The 14596-nt window shown below is 66.5% G+C and carries 19 protein-coding genes; 14 read left to right on the top strand and 5 right to left on the bottom strand.

Annotated features, from left to right (window positions below):
• Positions 1-45: 45 nt before the first annotated feature.
• Positions 46-1323: an aminotransferase class V-fold PLP-dependent enzyme gene (locus AArcSl_RS08745; protein ID WP_119817823.1), complete on the top strand. Its 1278-nt coding sequence runs from the start codon at positions 46-48 to the stop codon at positions 1321-1323.
• Positions 1320-2042, top strand: coding sequence for a ribose-5-phosphate isomerase RpiA (gene rpiA / locus AArcSl_RS08740; protein WP_119817820.1), 723 nt, complete (start codon positions 1320-1322; stop codon positions 2040-2042). Before AArcSl_RS08745 ends, rpiA begins: the two co-directional genes overlap by 4 nt.
• A gap of 45 nt (positions 2043-2087) precedes the next feature.
• Here the strand turns inward: rpiA and AArcSl_RS08735 are convergent, their stop codons facing one another.
• A complete protein-coding gene (locus AArcSl_RS08735) occupies positions 2088-2255 on the bottom strand; it encodes a DUF1931 family protein (RefSeq protein ID WP_119817817.1) in 168 nt (55 codons plus the stop codon).
• Between the two features lie 245 nt (positions 2256-2500).
• Between AArcSl_RS08735 and AArcSl_RS17075 the strand changes: the two genes are divergently transcribed.
• The 6 genes from AArcSl_RS17075 (at position 2501) to AArcSl_RS08710 (ending at position 7001) form a co-directional block, all read left to right on the top strand.
• Positions 2501-2653 carry a DUF7563 family protein gene (locus AArcSl_RS17075; protein ID WP_449267272.1) on the top strand — a complete coding sequence of 51 codons (153 nt, stop codon included), beginning with the start codon at positions 2501-2503 and terminating at the stop codon, positions 2651-2653.
• A gap of 112 nt (positions 2654-2765) precedes the next feature.
• Complete coding sequence (locus tag AArcSl_RS08730) at positions 2766-3029, top strand: GIY-YIG nuclease family protein (protein WP_321167763.1); 264 nt, start codon at positions 2766-2768, stop codon at positions 3027-3029.
• A gap of 22 nt (positions 3030-3051) precedes the next feature.
• Entirely contained in the window at positions 3052-4503 is a 1452-nt protein-coding gene (locus tag AArcSl_RS08725; protein ID WP_119817814.1) for a phosphohexomutase domain-containing protein, read from the top strand.
• A gap of 39 nt (positions 4504-4542) precedes the next feature.
• Positions 4543-5373 carry a lipoate--protein ligase family protein gene (locus AArcSl_RS08720; RefSeq protein ID WP_119817811.1) on the top strand — a complete coding sequence of 277 codons (831 nt, stop codon included), beginning with the start codon at positions 4543-4545 and terminating at the stop codon, positions 5371-5373.
• A 70-nt stretch (positions 5374-5443) separates the two neighbouring features.
• Positions 5444-6292: a deoxyribonuclease IV gene (locus AArcSl_RS08715; RefSeq protein WP_119817807.1), complete on the top strand. Its 849-nt coding sequence runs from the start codon at positions 5444-5446 to the stop codon at positions 6290-6292.
• Entirely contained in the window at positions 6273-7001 is a 729-nt protein-coding gene (locus tag AArcSl_RS08710; protein WP_119817804.1) for a DUF2103 domain-containing protein, read from the top strand. The genes AArcSl_RS08715 and AArcSl_RS08710 overlap by 20 nt, the downstream gene beginning before the upstream one ends.
• A gap of 46 nt (positions 7002-7047) precedes the next feature.
• On the opposite strand, the gene AArcSl_RS08705 is transcribed toward AArcSl_RS08710, so the two are convergent.
• Positions 7048-8157 (bottom strand): aldo/keto reductase, encoded by a 1110-nt coding sequence (locus AArcSl_RS08705; protein WP_119817801.1) that lies wholly within the window; start codon positions 8155-8157, stop codon positions 7048-7050.
• Positions 8158-8270: 113 nt separating this feature from the next.
• Between AArcSl_RS08705 and AArcSl_RS08700 the strand changes: the two genes are divergently transcribed.
• From AArcSl_RS08700 to AArcSl_RS17070, 3 genes are all read left to right on the top strand, one after another.
• Complete coding sequence (locus AArcSl_RS08700) at positions 8271-9131, top strand: hypothetical protein (RefSeq protein ID WP_119817798.1); 861 nt, start codon at positions 8271-8273, stop codon at positions 9129-9131.
• A 78-nt stretch (positions 9132-9209) separates the two neighbouring features.
• On the top strand, positions 9210-9419 hold the full coding sequence (locus AArcSl_RS08695; RefSeq protein WP_119817795.1) for a hypothetical protein: 210 nt from the start codon (positions 9210-9212) through the stop codon (positions 9417-9419).
• 95 nt (positions 9420-9514) lie between these two features.
• Positions 9515-9688, top strand: coding sequence for a DUF5786 family protein (locus tag AArcSl_RS17070; RefSeq protein WP_154670813.1), 174 nt, complete (start codon positions 9515-9517; stop codon positions 9686-9688).
• Between the two features lie 31 nt (positions 9689-9719).
• Here AArcSl_RS17070 and AArcSl_RS08690 read toward each other — a convergent pair whose 3' ends face one another.
• Positions 9720-10646 carry a YkgJ family cysteine cluster protein gene (locus AArcSl_RS08690; protein WP_119817792.1) on the bottom strand — a complete coding sequence of 309 codons (927 nt, stop codon included), beginning with the start codon at positions 10644-10646 and terminating at the stop codon, positions 9720-9722.
• Between the two features lie 113 nt (positions 10647-10759).
• Here AArcSl_RS08690 and AArcSl_RS08685 point away from each other — a divergent pair, with 113 nt between their 5' ends.
• Genes AArcSl_RS08685 through AArcSl_RS08675 form a run of 3 tightly spaced genes read left to right on the top strand, consistent with a single transcriptional unit; the run spans position 10760 to position 13307 of the window.
• Positions 10760-11017 carry a DUF7561 family protein gene (locus AArcSl_RS08685; protein ID WP_119817789.1) on the top strand — a complete coding sequence of 86 codons (258 nt, stop codon included), beginning with the start codon at positions 10760-10762 and terminating at the stop codon, positions 11015-11017.
• A 24-nt stretch (positions 11018-11041) separates the two neighbouring features.
• A complete protein-coding gene (locus AArcSl_RS08680; RefSeq protein ID WP_119817786.1) occupies positions 11042-12502 on the top strand; it encodes a single-stranded-DNA-specific exonuclease RecJ in 1461 nt (486 codons plus the stop codon).
• A 40-nt stretch (positions 12503-12542) separates the two neighbouring features.
• A complete protein-coding gene (locus AArcSl_RS08675; protein WP_119817783.1) occupies positions 12543-13307 on the top strand; it encodes an RAD55 family ATPase in 765 nt (254 codons plus the stop codon).
• Positions 13308-13349: 42 nt separating this feature from the next.
• Here the strand turns inward: AArcSl_RS08675 and AArcSl_RS08670 are convergent, their stop codons facing one another.
• Together AArcSl_RS08670 and hisH are read right to left on the bottom strand one after the other, a co-directional pair.
• The gene (locus tag AArcSl_RS08670) at positions 13350-13685 is read right to left on the bottom strand and encodes an ArsR/SmtB family transcription factor (protein ID WP_119817779.1); all 336 of its coding nucleotides are present in this window, start codon (positions 13683-13685) and stop codon (positions 13350-13352) included.
• Between the two features lie 237 nt (positions 13686-13922).
• The gene (hisH, locus tag AArcSl_RS08665) at positions 13923-14594 is read right to left on the bottom strand and encodes an imidazole glycerol phosphate synthase subunit HisH (RefSeq protein WP_119817776.1); all 672 of its coding nucleotides are present in this window, start codon (positions 14592-14594) and stop codon (positions 13923-13925) included.
• Positions 14595-14596: the final 2 nt, after the last annotated feature.

Here is a 14596-nt window from a genome sequence, read left to right as displayed (position 1 = left end):
CGAAAGACCGAAGAGAAATTAGGCACTCGCTCCAACATCCCGGCAATGGGAGCCCAAGAATCGTATCCAGTCGACGTCGAGGCGATCCGTGCCGACTTCCCGATCCTCGAGCGGAAGGTCGGCGGCGACGTCACAACGCCGGGCGAGGGACCGGACGACACCGAACCGCTGGTGTATCTCGACAACGCGGCGACGAGCCACACCCCCGAGCCGGTCGTCGAGGCGATCACCGACTACTACCGCGGCTACAACTCCAACGTCCACCGCGGCATTCACCAGCTGAGCCAGGAGGCGTCCGTCGCCTACGAACAGGCCCACGACCGGGTCGCGGAGTTCATCGGCGCCGAGGGACGCGAGGAGATCATCTTCACCAAGAACACGACCGAGGCGGAGAACCTCGTCGCGTACGCGTGGGGACTCAACGAGCTCGGTCCGGGCGACAACGTGGTGCTCACTCAAATGGAGCACCACGCGTCGCTGGTCACCTGGCAGCAGCTGTGCAAGAAGACCGGCGCGGAGGCGCGGTTCATCCGGGTCGACGAGGACGGCTATCTCGACATGGATCACGCCGCCGAGCTGATCGACGAGGACACGCGCATGATAAGCGTCGTCCACGTCTCGAACACGCTGGGCACCGTCAATCCCGTCGCCGAGCTGACAGCGATGGCCCACGAAGTGGGGGCGTACTCGTTCGTCGACGCGGCCCAGTCGGTTCCCAACCGACCGGTCGACGTCGGCGAGATCGACGCCGACTTCCTGGCGTTTTCGGGCCACAAGATGCTCGGGCCGACCGGGATCGGCGTGTTGTACGGGAAACAGCACCTCCTCGAGGAGATGGAGCCGTACCTCTACGGCGGCGAGATGATCCGGCGGGTCACCTACGAGGACGCCGAGTGGGAGGATCTCCCCTGGAAGTTCGAGGCCGGAACCCCCGTCATCGAACAGGGGATCGCCCTCGTGGCGGCGATCGACTACCTCGAGGACGTCGGGCTCGAGGCGATTCAGACCCACGAGGAACTGCTCGCAGAGTACGCCCACGGCCGGCTCACGGAGCGGGGCGACGTGGAGATTTACGGGCCGCCGGGCGACGACAGAGGCGGACTGGTGGCGTTCAACGTCGAGGGCGTCCACGCCCACGACCTCTCGAGCATCCTCAACGACTACGCGGTCGCGATCCGGGCGGGCGACCACTGCACGCAGCCGCTGCACGACACCCTCGGGATCGCGGCGTCCGCGCGAGCGTCGTTTTACCTGTACAACACGAAAGCCGAAGTCGACAAGCTACTCGAGGCGGTCGACGCCGCGGCCGAACTGTTCGGATGAAGCGGACGGGCGGCACCGACGCGGCGAAACGCGCCGCCGGCGAGACGGCTGCAGAGCTCGTCGATGACGGGACGGTCGTCGGGCTCGGCACCGGTTCGACTGCGGCGTTCGCGATCCGCGCGATCGGCCGCCGGGTCGACGCCGGCCTCGACGTCCGCGGGGTGGCGACGTCGTTTGCGGCCCGGGAACTCGCGCGCGAGTGTGGAATCCCGCTGGTGGAGCTTCCCGACGTCACCGGCGTCGAACCGGGTGACTGCGGCGTTGGTGCCGGGATCGACCTCGCGATCGACGGCGCCGACCAGGTCGCCGACGGCGACCTCATAAAGGGTGGCGGCGCAGCCCACGCCCGCGAGAAACTCGTCGACGACGCGGCCGATCGGTTCGTCGTCGTCGTCGACCGGTCGAAGGTAACCGAAACGCTCGACGATCCGGTCCCGGTCGAGGTGCTGCCGGACGCCCGGGGGTCAGTCGCCGACAGGGTTGCCGACCTCGGCGGCGAGGCGACGCTGCGGACGGCCGACCGGAAGGACGGCCCGGTCGTCACCGACAACGGGAACCTGGTTGTAGACTGCGCGTTCGGCCGGATCGACGACCCTGACGCGCTCGCTACACGGCTCTCTGTGCTCCCCGGGGTCGTCGAACACGGGCTGTTCGTCGGGATCGCAGACGAGGTGTACGTCGGCGACGACGGCGGCGACGTCGACGTCCGCTGGGGATAGCTGCCGCTCGCCGGTCGAAAAAATCGAAAACGGAGATCGCCCGGGTTACAGGTCGCGAGGCTGGACCGTCTTGCGGTCGTTCGCCTCTGCTCGGCGGGCGGCGTCTTCCAGCAGTTCCGCAACTTCCTCGTCGAGCGCGTCGTAAAAGTCCGAAGCGACGTTTTTGTCGTCCAGCGCCTCTTTGACTGCTGCTTTGACGATAAGATCTGCCATGCAGTCGAAGGTATTGACGCGTACTTAATAAGGCTTCCCAAATTCCGGCGCGAGCGGCTCCCTATTGCCCCGATTCGACCGCCCATTCCGTCTCCATCGGCGGGTTCGTTTCATCACTATGAATTCGAGAACGAAGTTAATGCATAAAAAGTCCCCCTTAGCTATCAGGGTCTTGATTATAGTAGAGTATATGACCCCCGAGAACGTAGAGTATGATACAGCCTGTGAAGGAGGCCAAAGAGACAATGGCAACCTGCGATCACTGTGGTTCGCACGTATCCGAACAGTTCGCCCGTGTCTTCGCCGACGGCCAGGGACAGCTCAACGCCTGTCCGGCCTGCTCGGCCAACGCGGGGATCGCCGAAGTGGCGCGACACCGAGCCCGCTCGGGGAACTGACCGGTCCGGCGACCACACGTATCGACCGACGACTGCCGCACCGTCCAGAAAACACCCACGTGAACTTCCGGAGCCGGACGACTCTTTGATTCCGGCTCCGATACCCCAGATAGTGCCGTACGTGTACGTCCTCGAGTGTGCCGACGGAACGCTGTACACCGGCTACACGACTGACATCGAGCGCCGGGTCGCGGAACACAACGCCGGCGAGGGGGCGAAGTACACCCGGGGACGGACCCCGGTCGAGCTGGTACATCTGGAAGAATACGACTCGCGCTCGGCGGCGATGTCCCGGGAACACGAGATCAAGTCGCTGTCGCGGGCGGAGAAACGGCAACTGATCGGCGAGCAGGGCGACCTGCCGGACGGTTTTTGACCGCGGGTGCACATGCCGGCGTATGGACACCGAGCGGACCGACGCCGACGCGATTTCCTTTGGCACCGACGGCTGGCGGGCGCCCCTGGGGGAGTTTACCGACCGGCGGCTCCGGCTGGTCGCGCGGGCGATCGCCGACCACCTGCGGGCCGAGGAAACGGACGGGCCCGTCGCCGTGGGCTACGACGCCCGCGAGAGTTCGCCGGGGTTCGCCGAGACCGTCGCCGAGACGCTCGCGGGGGAGGGGTTCGACGTCCTGTTTCCCGAGCGAGACGTCCCCACCCCCGTGATCGCCCACGCTGTCGTCGACCGCGGCTGTGCTGGCGCGGTCGTCATCACCGCGTCCCACAATCCCCCGGAGTACAACGGCGTGAAGTTCATCCCCGACGACGGCGCGCCGGCGCTTCCAGCAGTCACGGACGATATCGAATCCCGGCTGGGGGAAGCCCCCGGGACGACCGGGGAACGCGAGGACGGCCGGATCCGCCGGTTCGACCCGATCGAACCGCACCGACGCGCGGTTCGCCGGATCGTCGACGCCGACCTCGACGGGGTTGCGGTCGTGTACGACGCAATGCACGGCAGCGGCCGGGGCGTCACCGACGCCCTGCTTTCCGCGGCCGGGGCGACGGTGATCCGCCGGCGGTGCTCGCGGGACCCCGACTTCGGCGGCGGCGGGCCGGACCCGGTTCCCGAACGGCTCGGGGGACTGGTCGCCGACGTCCGGGAGCAGGACGCGGACCTCGGGATCGCAAACGACGGGGACGCAGACCGGATCGCGATCGTCACGCCCGAGGGCCACCTCGACGCCAACCGCTTTTTCGCGGCGACCTACGAGGCGCTGCTTTCGGAGGACGTTCTCGATTCGCCGGGTGACGGCGACAGGGACGTCGCGGCGGCGGCGAAGTCGGGCGAGCGTGGCGTCGTCCGAACCGTCTCGTCGACCTTCCTGATCGACCGGATCGCCGAGGCTCACGGCGAGTCCGTCCGCGAAGTGCCGGTCGGGTTCAAGTGGGTCGCCGAGGCGATGGCCGACGGGGGCGTGATCTTCGGCGGGGAGGAGTCGGGGGGATTCACCGTCCGGGGGCACGTCCGGGAGAAGGACGGCGTGTTGATGGCGCTGCTCGCGGCCGCCGTGACGGCGGCCGAGCCGTACGACACCAGGGTCGACCGCCTGTTCGACGCCCACGGGGAGATCCACACCGCCCGACGGAACGTCGACTGTCCGGACGACCGGAAGGACGCCGTCCTCGCGGAACTCGAGGGAGCCGTGCCCGAGGCGGTCGCGGGCGAGCCCGTCGACCGGGTGGTCACGCTCGACGGGTTCAAGCTCCTGCTTGCCGACGGCTCGTGGGTGCTCGTGCGCCCGTCGGGGACGGAGCCGAAACTCCGGGTGTACGCGGAGGCCGACGCGGCCGATCGCGCCGCGGAGCTGGCTGGGGCCGGCGAGGCGCTCGTCGACTCGCTGCGGTGAGTACGCAACCGATTTCATCCCTCGCCCCCGCGTACCGGTATGAACGACCCGGAGCTTTCACAGCTGGACTGGCGGCTCGTCCCCGAGGAGTCCCGACCGGGACCGCTCCAGATGGCGCTCGACGAGACGGCCGCCGAAACGGCTGCCGAGGGCGGCCCCTGTACGGTTCGGGTGTACCGCTGGGAACCGAGCTGTCTCTCGCTCGGCTACCACCAGGACCCCGACACCGTCGACTGGGAGTTCTGCCGCCGGGAGGGGATCGACGTCACCCGCCGGCAGACGGGCGGCGGTGGCATCTACCACGACAACTGGGGAGACATCTCCTACTCGATCGCGGTGCCCGCCGAGTCGGTTCCGGGCGACCTGCTGGACTGCTATCACTTGCTGTGTGAACCCGTGCTTTCGGCGCTTTCGCGGATGGGCGTCGACGCCGGGTTCGCCGACGAGGAGCGACCCGCGATCCACCAGCCGGCGTGTTACCTCCGCGAGTTGCATCCCGCCCACGACGTCGTCGTCGACGGGCGGAAGCTGTCGGGCAACGCCCAGTACCGCCGCCACGACGCCGTGATCCAGCACGGATCGATCACCTTCGAGTCGCTGCCGGGCCGGCACCTCGAGACGTTCCAGGAACCGGAGACGTCGGCGGCGACGTTCCGGGAACGGACCACCGACGTCGCGAGCGAAACCGACCGGCAGGCGGGGATCACCCGGACGGCGGCCGTCGAAACGCTCGAGGAGACCCTGGCCGAGTGGGTCGACGCGACGACCGGTTCCTGGACCGACGCGGAGCTCGAACGGGCCCGCGAACGGGCCGACGGGAAGTACGCCGCCGAACCGTGGATTCGCGAGCGGGAAGCACCGCGGGCCTGACGGGTTCCCGGCTCCCATCGAGAGCTCCGCGGATCGAAGTCCATTTGAGCGATACTCACCATTTTTGTGTATGACTCTCAAAGTCGGAGCACACGTCTCTATCGCCGGCGGCGTCGACAACGCCGTCGAGAACCAGTTGGAGATCGGCGGCAACTGCGGGCAGATATTCACTCACTCCCCGCAGGTGTGGCAGAACCCGAACATCGGCGACGAGGAGGCGGCAGCGTTCCGGGACGGTACCGCCGAACACCTCGACGGGCCGTGGGTGATCCACAGTTCGTACCTGGTGAACCTGTGTACGCCGAAAGACGACCTCCGCGAGAAGTCGATCGACTCGATGCAGAAGGAACTCGACGCCGCAGCAGCACTGGACATCCCGTACGTCAACGTCCACCTCGGCGCCCACACCGGTGCCGGCGTCGAACAGGGGCTCGACAACGCCGCCTCGGCGCTCGACGAGCTGGACGTCCCGGAGGGCGTGACGATCCTCGTGGAATCCGACGCCGGCAGCGGGACGAAGCTCGGCGGCCAGTTCGAGCACCTCGCGGCGGTACTCTCCCGATCGAACCGGGATCTCGACGTCTGTCTGGACACTGCCCACGCGTTCGCGGCGGGGTATGACCTCTCGACGCCCGAAGCGGTCGAGGAGACGATCGCGGAGTTCGACGACGTGATCGGGCTGGAACACCTGCAGTGTGTCCATCTCAACGACTCGAAACACGCCTGCGGAACGAACAAGGACGAACACGCCCACGTCGGCGAGGGGGAGATCGGCGATGACGGTATGCGCGCGGTGATCAACCACCCCGACCTGGCGGACGTGCCGCTCGTGCTGGAGACGCCGACCGAAGACGGCAGAGGGTTCGCGTGGAACGTCTCCCGCGTCCGGGAGCTTCACGATGGAGTGCAAGCGCTGTAAGAGCTCCCTGGAGAAGCCGGGGGACTACTGTCTGACCTGCAACACCGGAAACAGCGACGCCGTCGTCGTCGAGTTCGGGACAGACCGGGCGACGCTGTCGATGCTCGACGGGGAGGCGGTCGTCGGGCGGACCGTCGTGACGACGACGCCAGAATCCGGCGGGGAGGTCGGCGTCGTCCAGCTGCGCAACTTCGCCGGGCGGGTCGCAGACGAGATCCGCCGCAAACGGCCGGAGACGGTGTACGCCGCTGGAGACCGGGCCCCGTTGCGGGAGGCCCGCAAGCAGCTCCGCTACGAGTTCTACCGCGTCCCCGACGACGACCCCGTCGAGTGGGTGCTCGACCGACGCGGCGACCGAGCGCTCGAGGTCGTCGATGTCGCCCCCCGCGAGAAGCTCGGGGGGAGACACTCGACGCTGATCGGCGGCCGCGACGGCCGGCGTGCGATGACGACCGTCGCGGAGCACCCGCACGTAAAAAAGCTGGTCCCCGGCCCGATCGACGCCGGCGGCACCGGCTCCCGGACCGGCCTGCGGGCGAAGGTGACCCGCGCCGACGACAACGGCAACCTCCGGTTGCTGTTACGTTCTGGATCGAGCGTCCAGGAGAACCGGATCGTCACGACCGCGTCCGACCGCGAGACTGGCGAGCGGATCCGCGAGGACCTCAACGAGGCGCTCCGGGAGGCCGAACTGCAGGACGTCGGGTGATTGCCTCGAGACAGCCGGGTGACCGCTGTCACCCACGCGAGGGTGATTATTCGAACGTCTCGTCGAACGCCCGCGCGCCGAGCGGATCGAACGTGCAGGCGGCGACGTTCTCCCGGACGTGTTCCGGCCGGGACATCCCCACCAGCGAGCAGGTCACGCCCGGGGCCGACCGCGCGAAGTTGATCGCCCGCTGGATCGGGGTGTCGCCCGCGAGTCGCTCGTCGATCTCGGGGGGGATCGCCCCCTCGACCGACAGCTCCCCCTGGCCGATACTCGCGCTCGTAAATACTCCGAGGCCAGCCTCTCGGGCACACTCGAGTGCGCTTTTCTCCACCCCGTCGACGGGGTGAACCCGTTCGGTGAAGGCGTCGGCCATGTGGACGTTGAACGGGAGCTGGATCGCCGCCAGCCCGTGACCGTCGAACCCGTGGTCGGCGACACCGACGGCGTCGGCAGCCGAATCCGCCCGGGAGATGACCTCCGGCAACGAGAGGTAGCGCTCGTGTCCCTGTGGAACCCGGAACGCGTCCCAGGTTGCGACGCCGTAGCTGCCGAGATCGCCGGCGATCCGTCGGCGCTCGAGCAGCCGGAACGCGGCCCCGAGCTGGTCGTACACCGCCTCCCGAGAGCGGACCGCGAGCTGCGTTTCGGGGTTGTGGACGTAGTACAGATCGAGCTGATCCACCCCGAGGTTGTCGAGCGAACGGTCGAGCATCGCGTCGAGAAACGACGGCGCGATGCAGTGACTCCCTCTGGCGAGGTCGTCGGGCGACGCGAGCCCCGTCTCGAGGAACTCCCGCCGGACGTACGCCCCCGGATCGGCCGGCCGACTCCCGTCGAACGGGACGAACCCGCCCTTCGTCGCGACGAACACCTCCTCGCGGTCGGCGTCACTCTCCCCGAGCGCCCGGCCGACGACGCGCTCGCTGCGCTGACACCGGTAGTTGATCGCCGTGTCGACGACGTTGACGCCGTTTTCCAGCGCCGTCACGATCGCCTCCCGGTACCGGTCGTCCACCGCGTCGGTCGGCTCGCCGAGATACGTCCCGACCCCGAGACTGGAGACGACACCCGGGCCGAACTGGCGAAACCCCGTCCGCCCGAACGCGTCCCCGAACCGATCGCGGTACCGCCAGGTCCCCTCCGTGGTGGCCATGTGCGGTGTTGGGTCTCGGTCGGTTTAAGGCGGTGGTCGACAAGGCAAGGAATTCCCCATCGCATCCGTTCTCGGTAGTAACCGTTATACAATATCTGTCCTATGCGTCATCCATGCAACGACGGACGGTAGCGATATACGCGGCGTTTTTCCTCCTGGTTGCGGTAGCGTCGTACTCGCTCATCGCGACGGCCGACGATCCGGAGATCCAGTTCGACGATCCGGACTTCGAACTGGCCGAGGGAGACGAGTTCGAAATCGACGGACAGCTGTACACGGTGACGTCTCTCGATCGCATGGAAGAAGAGGGTGAAATGGGCGAGATCCGCGTCACCTACGAGGCGACGATCGAGTGGACTGTGACGGACGCACAACAGCAGGAGACGTGGGAGAGCGGAACCGTGATTCCACACGCCGACGGCGAGTACGAGGTGCTCGTCGACGACGAGGATCCGGAGACGTTCACGCTGCGCGAGGTGATCGACAGGGAGGCGATCCTCGCTGACGATCCGGCCGCCGACAACGAAACCGTCGAGCGCGACGGCGAGGAGTACGTCGTGATCGAAGACGACGACGAGGTTCGGTTCGTCCACGCGGACGAGTACTTCCCGGCGCCCGAAGAGCGACAGTTCGCGGTCGGCGACACCTTCGAGTACGGGAACCACACCGCATCCGTCGAGGCGATCGACGAAACGGGCGTGACCGTGATGTGGAACGAAGACGAGATGCGGACGACGTCGCTCACACAGGGGGCGGAGACGACACTCGGCGAGACGGAGTATCTAGCACACTTCACCGGCGAGGAGGCCGACCTCCGATTGCAACTGACAACCGACCTCGAGAGTTACGAGGCACAGCTCGCCGCGATCGACGAGTACGAGCAGAGAGTGACCGGACTGTGGTACATCACCACCGTCGCCGCGCTCATGGTGATCACGCTGGTTGCGCTGGCGTATCTCCCATCCCGGTACTGACTCGACGCCGAGTACAGTTGGGTTACCGACGCTGATCTCGGTCGACAGTTTCTTTCCCCGTACCGTCGTTGCTCCGGTATGACCGACTGGAAAGAGCGGATCCGGCAGCTCGCCCCCCACTGGGCTGCGATGTTCATTCTCATGATCGGCGTGCTCGCAGTGATCGAAGCGTACGTGATGACGCTTTCCTTCTGGCAGTCGCTCGTGATCGTGTTTATAATCGGCTTCGGGTACCCACCTGTCGTGCGCCGACTCGGCTACGCGCCGCCAGTCTGGCAGCGACAGTGAGCTGACGCGGAGTCGGGTCGGACGGACGTGTCCCGAGAGTGGAATGTGGCCGACCGTTACATATAATACCCAACATTGCCAAGTGAAGGCATACTATGTCAATGGGTGCCTATGACGAGGACGAGCACGAGCGCCGCGAACGGAAGTCTACGACCGTCGACGCCGACTTCGACGACGAGCGGACGGAGTACGACGGGACGCTCACCTACGATTCGGGGGACTCTACCGAGGAACTGCTCGATCAGTTCCGCGAGCTGCAGGGCGAGTGAACGCGGGGTATTTCGGACCTGATTCTCGTCGCTACTGATCGTTCCGCGTCCATCCTGGAGTAGCGGGGGCACCGCATTTCCGGTCGGCGTTCACCCACGATCCCGTCGCCGGAGTCCCCGGTTCACCAGCCCGTTCGGTCCACGCCGACAGTGCATCCCCGACCCAGGAGCCCTCCGCGTTTTCGCCGGGATCCCGCAGGGCCGTCTCGGCCTGCCGGACCCGATCGTCGTCGACGGCGAGCGTTCCGGGTGCCGACCCGGCCGCGACAGTTAAAAAGGGGATCAGGTGCTCCCGCCGCGGGTCGCCGGCGACGACCCGATCGACTGCCCCTTCGAGCGCCTCCGGCGAGGGGTGGGCGAACACGCTGTCGCCGAGCGCACCGGGATCGAACGGGTTCGAAACGTCGGCTGGCGGCTCGTCGTCCAGCAACCGCTCGCCCCCGAAGGCGTCCTCGACCCGCTCGCATTCGGTCTCCCGGCCGAGGTGGAGATTCGTCCCCGGATACGTCGAACACGTCTCCGGATAGCGATCGCCGCCGTGGATCCGACACTGCAGGGTTGCAGGATCCAGGAAGACGCACGCGTCGAGCCACGTTCGACCGGTCGCGTCGGTTCCGTTCTCGTCCGTCGCGTCGGGATCGATGCCGAACGGCGCGACGGGTTTTGGCGCCACGCGGAGGCCGACGAGGAACACTGGACGCCCCCGTATCGCCGCCAGATCGTGACCGTCGACACACACCACGTCGTCGCCCTCGTCCGGCTCGAACAGTCGAACCGTCAAGGCGTCCCCGTATCCGGCCTCGATAAACCCCCGGACTTCCCGACCGCTCAACTGCGGGAAGTTGTAGCGATCGTCCATCGGGTCCCGCCGTCCCCGGCGTTCGTGATCGCTGCCGTCGGCAACCAGCGGACGCCAGTCCAGACAGCAGCCCGCACAGCCCTCACAGTCGAGATGCACGCCGAGTGGTACGCACTCGCACGACTAAAACAGACCGCCGGCCGACACGTCCAGAACGCAGCGTGCACCACCCGATGGGAGCCCCTTTAGGGCTGTAGCGCGTAGAGCGGTCGATGGCAACCAAGCGGTGTGACGTCTGCGGCGACGACGTCAGGATCGGGGGCGGGATCGCCGACCTCTGGAACTTCGAGTTCTCCTCCACCCAGGGGATGACCCTCGAGCTGACCGACGACACCGAGCACTTCCTCTGTTTCGACTGCATGGAGCGGCTCCCCGGCGACAGGGAGCCCACCGAAGCGGACATCGACGCGCTCCGTCGGGACCCCGACGCGTTCCGGGACGGGGACGACGGAGAAGACGACGATTTATGACCGATCGCGGAAATACCGACTGACATGGCCGTCTCCGTCGGATCCCCTCCGGTGTCCGCCATGGCCGACCGTGCGGACGCCTGTGCGAAGCGACTGCAGGAGGCCGATCGCGTCCTCCTCGCGTCCCACATCGACGCCGACGGGCTCACGAGCGCGGCGATCGCGTCGACCGCCCTCGAGCGCGCCGAAATCCCCCACGAGGTCGTCTTCGAAAAGCAGCTGGACGCCGAGTCGATCGAAGCGGTCGCCGCCCGCGAGTACGACACCGTGCTGTTCACCGACTTCGGCTCCGGACAGCTGGAGGAGATCCGCCCTCACGAGCGGGCGGGCGCGTTCACGCCGGTGATCGCCGACCACCACCAACCGGCCGACGCCGAGACCGAGTACCACCTCAACCCGCTGCTTTTCGGGATCGACGGCGCCGCCGAACTCTCGGGGGCGGGGGCGGCGTACGTGCTCGCCCGCGCGATGGAATCGGTCGCAGCGACCGACGAGGGATCGACCGACGCCGCCCGGATCGACAACCGCGACCTGGCGGCGCTTGCGGTCGTCGGAGCGGTCGGGGACATGCAGGGCGGAACCGACGGGCTCGCGGGCGCGAACGGGGCGATCCTCGAGGAAGGGATCGAGGCGGGCGTGATCGAGTCGGCCACGGACCTGGCGATCTACGGGAGACAGACGCGACCCCTGCCGAAGTTCCTCGAGTACGCCACCGACGTCCGGATCCCCGGGATCACGAACGACGAGGCAGGGGCGGTACGGTTCCTCTCGGAGCTGTCCGTCGACCTGAAGCGGGAGGGCGACTGGCGCGTCTGGGCAGATCTCTCGCCAGCGGAACGGCAGACCGTCGCGAGCGCGCTCATCCGGCGGGCGATCGAGCGTGGCGTTCCATCGAACCGGGTGGAGACGCTCGTTGGGACCTCCTACACGCTGCTGGATGAGGCGCCCGGAACTGCTCTCAGGGACGTAAGCGAGTTCTCGACGCTGTTGAACGCGACCGCGCGGTACGAACGGGCCGACGTCGGGCTCGCGGTGTGTCTCGGCGATCGGGATGCGGCGCTGGAGCGGGCCAGAACGCTGCTTTCGAACCACCGACGAAACCTCTCGGAGGGGCTCGAGTGGGTGAAAACCGAAGGCGTCACCGTCGAGTCGAACGTCCAGTGGTTCGACGCCGGCACCCGAATCCGGGAGACGATCGTCGGGATCGTGGCCGGAATGGCTATCGGCACCCCCGACGTCGACGGCGGCAAACCGATCGTGGCGTTCGCGTCGAAAAACGAAACGGAGCTGAAAGTGTCCGCCCGTGGGAACTACCGGCTGGTCCGGAACGGACTCGACCTCTCTGCGGTCATGCGGGAGGCCGCACGGGGGGTCGGCGGCGACGGCGGCGGTCACGACGTGGCCGCGGGCGCGACGATCCCCGCCGAAAAGCGGGACGCGTTCCTCGCGGCCGTCGACGAACTCGTGGGCGAACAACTGTCCTGAACGGGGTCCCTTTATCAGGCAAGAGGACGCAACGGTTGATATGGTGACGTTCGTCAAGACGGGGGTCGACGGGCTCGATGCCCTGCTGGGAGGCGGCTTCAGGCCGCAGTCGGCAGTGCTGGTGAGCGGAAACCCCGGAACGGGAAAGAGCATTTTCGGGATTCAGTACCTGTATTACGGCGCGATCGAGGAGGGACAACGCGGGATTTACGTCTCCTTCGAGGAGGACAAAGACGACATCCGCCAGGCGGCGGAGTCGATCGGACTCGACGAGTGGGGCGATCTCGTCGACGACGGCGAGATCACGGTGTACGACAAACGAGAGATGCTGGGGAACAGTAACTTCTCCGCCGCGCTCGATAAGCTCCTCGACGCGCTGGAGGAGGACTCCTACGAACGGCTGGTGCTGGACTCGCTTTCGATGTTCCAGCTCTTCTTCGAGGACGAACAGGAGGAGCGCACCTACCTGCTGAAGTTCACCGACATCCTCAAGGACCACGGGCTGACGTCGCTTTTGATAAACGAGCAGGGGGCAGTCTTCCCGAAGACCGAAGTCGGACTGGAGAACTTTCTCACCGACGGCAACGTCTACTTCATCCAGACCCCGACGGAGTCGGGCGTCAACCGGTACGTCTGGGTGGCGAAGATGCGCAAGCAGGACATCGACACCGACATCTACCCGATGGAGATCGGCGACGGCGGGATCACGGTGCACGAACAGGCGGGCGGCTTCTCGATGATGGGTGGCGAGCGTGACGTACCGGGAACGTCCGGGTCGGACTCGGAGGCCGGCCCGTCGTTTTGAGGGGAGCAGGCTTTTTTCCGGTCGAGATCGGTCCGCCCCCGTTCAGGCGTCCGAGAGGGTCCGCCAGACGTCGTCGAGGCGGTTTTTCACTTCCGTCCGTTCGGTGACGCTGACGGTTACGCCCTCCTGGAAGTCGATTTCGACCTGATCGACGTTTCGCCGGTACACCTTCACCCGTCGGTGCTCCTCCGAGAGGGGCCGGTCGTACAGTTCGAGCAACTCCGCGTCAGTTAGCTCGTCGATGCGGCGATAACAGGTCGCGATCGGCACGTCGAGCTCATCGCTCAGGTCCTGTGCCGACTTCGGCTCCGACGTCGCCGACAGGATGTCGGTGTTGTACTTGTTGCCGAGAACCTCTATCAGCTGCTCCGACGCCATGTAACCGTTCTCATTTTTGATTCTTGTCACCATAAGAGTACCGGACGGATCGCCCGCTTTCCAATTGTCGAGATCGACGACGATAAATCGCCGTACTCGAGCCGGATCCTCCGGATTCAGCAGCGATATTCGGGTTTCGCATCCGATAAACGACCCAATTATTGATATCGATAACTAAACAGTACAGCAGGCGGTGGTGACGAGCCGAACGTCTGCAATGTGTCACCGTCTCGCCGGCTATCCGTCCGCGCAGTAGTCGACGAAGTTTCGCAGGATCCGGAGGCCGGTCTCGCCGCTCTTCTCCGGGTGGAACTGGGTTCCGAAGACGTTTCCACGCTCGTTCGCGATGACTGCCGGAAACGACGCCCCGTAGTCGCTTTCGGCCACGACTGCGTCGTCGTCGTCCGGCAGCGCGTAGTAGGAGTGAACGAAGTAGGCGTACTCGCCGTCGACCCCGGCGACGACGGGGTGGTCACGCGTCACCGCGAGTTCGTTCCATCCCATGTGGGGGATCTTCCGGTCGACGTCGAACCGGACGTTCGTCCCCGGGATCAGGTTCAGCCCCTCGACGTCGCCTTCTCCGGCGTGTTTCGCCTCCTCGCTGGAGCCCAGAAGCATTTGCATGCCCAGACAGATCCCGAACAGCGGCCGCCCCGCCGCCGCGTAGTTCGCGAGCGCCTCGCGGTACGGTCCGGCGTTTTCCATCCCCTCGCGGAACGCGCCCACACCGGGGAGGACCACCCCGTCGGCCGCCGCGAAGTCGTCGGGATCGTCGGTGATCTCGACTCCGGCGCCGGCGCGTTCCAGCCCCCGCGTGACGCTGCGGAGGTTTCCCAGCCCGTAGTCGACGACGACGACGTCGGCGATCGTCTCCTCGGCGATCGTCTCCCCGGGCACGTTGTGACTCATAC

Origin of the sequence: Halalkaliarchaeum desulfuricum (genome assembly GCF_002952775.1) — an archaeon.
GTDB classification, from domain to species: domain Archaea; phylum Halobacteriota; class Halobacteria; order Halobacteriales; family Haloferacaceae; genus Halalkaliarchaeum; species Halalkaliarchaeum desulfuricum.
This window is presented reverse-complemented; position numbering and strand designations above follow the sequence as displayed.